3 protein-coding genes are annotated in these 5003 nt (G+C 59.8%); all 3 read right to left on the bottom strand.

What is annotated here, in order from left to right:
- Positions 1–28: 28 nt before the first annotated feature.
- On the bottom strand, positions 29–2566 hold the full coding sequence (locus XpopCFBP1817_RS19495; RefSeq protein WP_128418352.1) for an ATP-binding protein: 2538 nt from the start codon (positions 2564–2566) through the stop codon (positions 29–31).
- Between the two features lies 1 nt (position 2567).
- Positions 2568–3503, bottom strand: a complete 936-nt coding sequence (locus XpopCFBP1817_RS19490; protein WP_128418351.1) for a DUF4007 family protein — start codon at positions 3501–3503, stop codon at positions 2568–2570.
- Positions 3504–4143: 640 nt separating this feature from the next.
- A complete protein-coding gene (locus XpopCFBP1817_RS19485; RefSeq protein WP_128418350.1) occupies positions 4144–4866 on the bottom strand; it encodes a TniB family NTP-binding protein in 723 nt (240 codons plus the stop codon).
- Positions 4867–5003 lie beyond the last annotated feature (137 nt).

The following is a 5003-nucleotide window of genomic DNA, read 5'->3' as shown; positions in this document are numbered from 1 at the left end:
AGCGATTACGCACACTGCCCGAACACGTCTACAACCAGATGGTCATGGGCTGAAAAACGTGGGGATACCTCAGGGTCAGCATCTGTTTGGCCGAGGCATCCATCCGCACCCATTTCCAACCGATGCGCGCAGGGTCCTGCAGCCACTCGTCTGTGTCTGAGTCGGTCAGATCCGGGCAGAACATGTCATCGACATACAGCGCGATCTCGCTGCGATGGGCGAGCAGGAACGCGAGCGCGAGGATAGGCAACACGCCTCGCTTGACCCCATAGGGAATCTGCCGCGCCAGGTCGTAGAGCTGTGCCAGGGTGATCGCACCATCGGCGCCCTGCAGCAGGTTACGCCAAGCCTGCCACAGCGGCACCAGAGAACGCGCGCCCTCGAGGTCGTCGGACAGTTCGGGCGAAGAGAACGTGCCACGCTTTTTCACGGTCCGATGCAGCCCGAGAGGCGCCAGAACAGTGTGATACAAGCCTGCCTCGGCTGGATAGCCCGAGTAATCCAGCTCGTGGTGCCCACCGTGGGAAAGCATGCGGTGCATCAACAGACGCTGGGCCTTGGCCGCGTTGGAAGAGAGTACATCGCGATTGACCAGTTCACTGGAGATCTGAGGTGCACTCTTGAAGACCGCATCACACACCCGGCTAGCAATGGGCGAGAGGCCATCTTCGGCGGTTGGATGGAAGGTCTTGCTCGCGCTGTACCAGGTTGCCGTCGCGAAGGCATCGCGCAGGGCCGCTTCGAGGTCGCCACGCAACTGCTGTAACCGTGCATGGATTTCGCGACGGGCAACGCCATCATTTTCCAACGACGGGGTGCTTTCGGCCACGTGTTCCAGCGCAGTCAGCTCGCTGGCATATTCGGCCAAGCGATGATGACCCTTGGGGACACCAAACAAGGTCAGAGGATCCTTGGCCGCCTTCGCCAGGTCGTGAGCCGTCTGCGCCAGCTGTTCAGAGGTGCTCTCCTCGTTCGGCACCAGCAGCGCGAAGCGTCCGGTCGGCGTCTTCTTTGGCGGCGCATGGGGATCCATCGCGCCGCTCGGCGTCACCACAGAGCGTTCGAACCAACGCAGCGTGCCGGTCTTGGAGTAGTGCTTGCGTGCGGTCAGCGGTGGCAAAACGGCTAGTTGCTTGAGCTGCTCGTCAATGCTTTGGCTGCGCTCTCGCTTGGCGGTGTCCACGGCAGCATCGATATCGAAATCGCTGCCCGCATAGATGGCCCAGGCTTCGTTGTGCTTGCGGTAAATGACGATGCTGGCCGCAGCAAGTTCTTCCAGTGCAGCTTTGACAAACTTGGGCGAGACGTCGTCCACCGAGCACTCAAGCACATCGTGACTGGCTGCCAGCCCCGACCCATTCCGAAACAGTTCGATCAATGCGATCGTCTTGGCCAAGGACACATGCGGCTCACGGAACCGCGCTTCCACACGCTCTATGGCTTCGGCACTGATTGCCCAGCGGTGGCCGTCAGCCGAGGCCAGGATCGCAGGCTCAAAATTCGCGCGCAGATAGTCCCAAAAGCGCGCCGGCTGGTAGTACCCAAGGCTCTTACGGGTGTGACCCTCCAGGAACTCACGGAAGCCCAGTGGCTCGGCTGAACTCAGAAAGCCGAATACGCTGCGCTCGTTCTGTCCAAAGCGGCGACGTGAGCAGGGGCCGAGCAGGGCCGCTGTCACCGGATGTAGTGGCCAGCACTGATCCAGAGTCTGGGCTAGCGTGGCAGATGAGGCGGGCCGGCGGCGTTGAATCGCCTTGGCAATCACCTCGCTCAGTCTGTGGCTGCCCGAGTGGGCCTCATCGCAGCGGATGGCGCCTCCAATTAATGCGATGACCTCATCAGTACCGGCCACAACCGGCACATCCACAAAGCGCCCTTGGACCTTGGCCCACTCGCTCTGGACGGCTCGACCTGAGCGCGAGGCGTATTGATCAAAGGCCTGATGCAGGATGCCGATGACCACCAGCTTGCCGTCGCTACGGCTGGCGGCTTCGGCCAGCTCTTGCAGCAAATAGATGTCCTCTCCCGCGGCGGCCGCAGCCTCCAGCAGCTTGCCCATCTCATCGAGCAGAACCACCACGCCACCGTGCTCGCCCGCCTCTGCACGCCGGACTAGCTCAGCGATTACATCGCGGCGCCCATTGCGCATGCGCTTGGGACCGCGTTGAGGCGCATGCTTGTCGATCGCCTGACCGAGGGCCTCTTCAAGGGCCTGACGGCGCCCCACCACTGGCACGAACAGCCAAGGCTTCTTGCTGCCAAAGGCTTTCCAAATCTCGTCATCCGCCTCGACATTTAGGGCCTGCTTGGCACGCTTGCGGACCGTGGGCGTCCCGCCGGCCAGCTGCGCCAAGGCCAGAGCCAAAGTGGATTTGCCGCCACCATAGGGCCCTGTCCAGGTAAAGGCACGCTGTTGGGATTCGTTGATGTGGTGTGCGACCACAGCAAGCGCATTTCGTGAGCTGGACTGACAGATGTAGCCATCCAAGGCATCGGCGCGCGAGAGATCGGACTCCAACTGCACGGAGCGTTGGAAGCGCGGGGTGACCTGTATGCGGAGTTCCATGCTACTTGCCATATGCGTGCTTGAGAAGTCGTTGTTTGAGCGCATCCAGTGGTTCGGTCAGAATCCGACTAACCTGCCGAACACCCGCCGTATCACTCCAGCGCAATTGCCCTTCGGAGATCTCCTCTAGGTTCGTCAGGCGGTCGCCCACCGAATTCTCGTCCAGCTTGAACACCCGACCCGGCGCACCGAATTCGTGCGCAATGGCTTCGAAAGACAAAGTCGCTTGGCCCGAGCCACTAGACCGCTCCTTGCTTTCCCAGAAGTCGAGCAGCGCAAGCGCAAACAGCCCATCGGGTAGCGAGGACTGCGCGCCGCGCCTGAACCGGAATGTGCCAATCGGCCCTTCGGCCAACAGGCCGAGATCTGCCAGGAGAGGTTCGGCGGCATCATCGGCCTCACGTCCATCGCGGCGAGCCACATAGCAGCGCAGGCATACATCCACGTCCCGCTTGAGGGTGACGTAGGAGACGCGGTGCCCCGCCTGCTCGGCTGCATGAGCAAGCGCAAGCGCGACCTTTTCAGACTCGAAGGTTTGCTGATTGATGCGATTGAAGACCCACCACCACGTGGTCGATCGCTTTGCGCGTCCTGCGAGCAGCCAATGCACCCACCACGCACTTGCCGGCTTTTCCAGATAGGGATCAAGACCTCGGCCGCCGAAGAGCGCTCGGCCTACCGTGCCGACACCCATCTTTCCTGCGGGCTGTTCCTCCAGAACGTCGCAGGCCAATGCCCAATGGCGGATCGCGGAGACCATGTTCTTGCCTACCCCGAAACGGCGAATGCCGTTTTCCGGCGCAAACGCCAACTTGGCATTGCCAAAAAAGTCAGGGTGTTGCGCAGCCTCGTAGGCCTTTCGCAGCCACAATTGGCGAAGCGGGAAGGTCTCGTGACCAGAGAATTGAACGTCGTCGGGAAGCGCGGGAAGGGCCATACCGGCAGTCTACTGGCGGAGACCGCCAGCGGACAACGAGTTTCCTGGCGAACGCCGCCAGCGCGCATTATTACTTGGAAGGTAATCTCTATAAGCTATTGATTTTATTGCTTTTAGCTAGTCGAGTGTATTGTCGACATCATTCAGCGCCCATGCCGCGTCCGGGGATGGAACTAAGTGTGCGGAGACCGGACACTAGGCCGCTATAGAAGCGGGGGAGTCACAATGAACTGGTTATGGCGATCGGGGCTTGCTGGAATGTTGACCTTCGTCGGCGCGGGTGTCGTTACGGCACAAAGCACGTCGACGCCACCTCAACCCAGTAAGCCAACGGTACAGGCGAGCCCAAGCATGCCGCCCCATCCCGCGGCGCAACTCCACACTGTCAGCCCGGTTTCGGTCGAGCCGGGCCTCACAACAGCGGCATTGCGCTCTGAGCTTGACGCCAGCGATTTGCGGCTACGGCAGTTCATCCAGGACAGCAGGGCTACAGGCTGGTTGGAAAAGCTCTGGCCGGAACTGCTGGGCCTTTTCGGCGTCCTCGTCGGTGGCGGAATCAATATCTGGCTTCACGGCAAGCAACGGGTCGCCACTGAAAAGGCCAATCGCGCGAGCGCCGCTTTCAAGGCGCAGACAGAGATCATCGAGTACCGGTCCCGACAGGCGCACGAGTTCTATTACCCCCTGTTACTGAGTTTGCAGCGCACCTCGGGGGTGCGGCGACAGATCTGCGATCATCTTCACGCCAAGAGTCCTGCGCGCTGTTGGCTAGCTGCTCATCCTTTGAGATCGCCACATGAGCTTCGGCGGTACCAATGGCAACGATAGGCACTTGCAGTGTGTTGCTGAGATGCTTGATGACTTCAAGTACGAGGCGCCTCCGATCGTTTCTTGTGCTTAGGACAGCCTGGAACTCATCAAATATCAGCATTCTGGCACCGACGATCTTCAACGCTGTCTGGACCTGGCGTGCTTTTACGCTGATAGGGTCTTTTGTGCGAAATGGCTGCATGAGCTGCAGAAGAATTTCGTCGTAGATCCGCGTTTCATCTGGATTTGGTGGCATCTCGATCCGAAGTACAGGCACGCGTACCGCGTCGCCCTCCAGGTTCGGATCGATAGGGTGCCTGCTCATGAACTCCAAGCCGAGTGAGGTCTTGCCGCTATTGGATTCCCCAAGCAGCAAGATTCCTGGCATGCGATGTGTCGGGGGATGATCAAGCAAGGTTTCCATCCGCTGCAGAATCGTTTCAGCAGCGGCATAGTTAAACCACTTGCTTCCCTGCATTTGCCGTAGACGCATCGCAGGCGACTGATCCATCACCGAGCGAACTTCCGGCAGAAGATGCTCTAGGTCGCTCATCTTTTCAACTTGATCTCATAGGGTGACAGTTCACCTGACTCGTCTCCCCACTCTTCTTGGGGTTCAGCCGACATACGTGTAAAAATGACTCGCAGAACCCGATTTCTTTTGTGAAAACATGAAGTTGCCAGATAAAA

This window comes from Xanthomonas populi (genome assembly GCF_002940065.1).
Taxonomy (GTDB): Bacteria; Pseudomonadota; Gammaproteobacteria; order Xanthomonadales; family Xanthomonadaceae; genus Xanthomonas; species Xanthomonas populi.
This window is presented reverse-complemented; position numbering and strand designations above follow the sequence as displayed.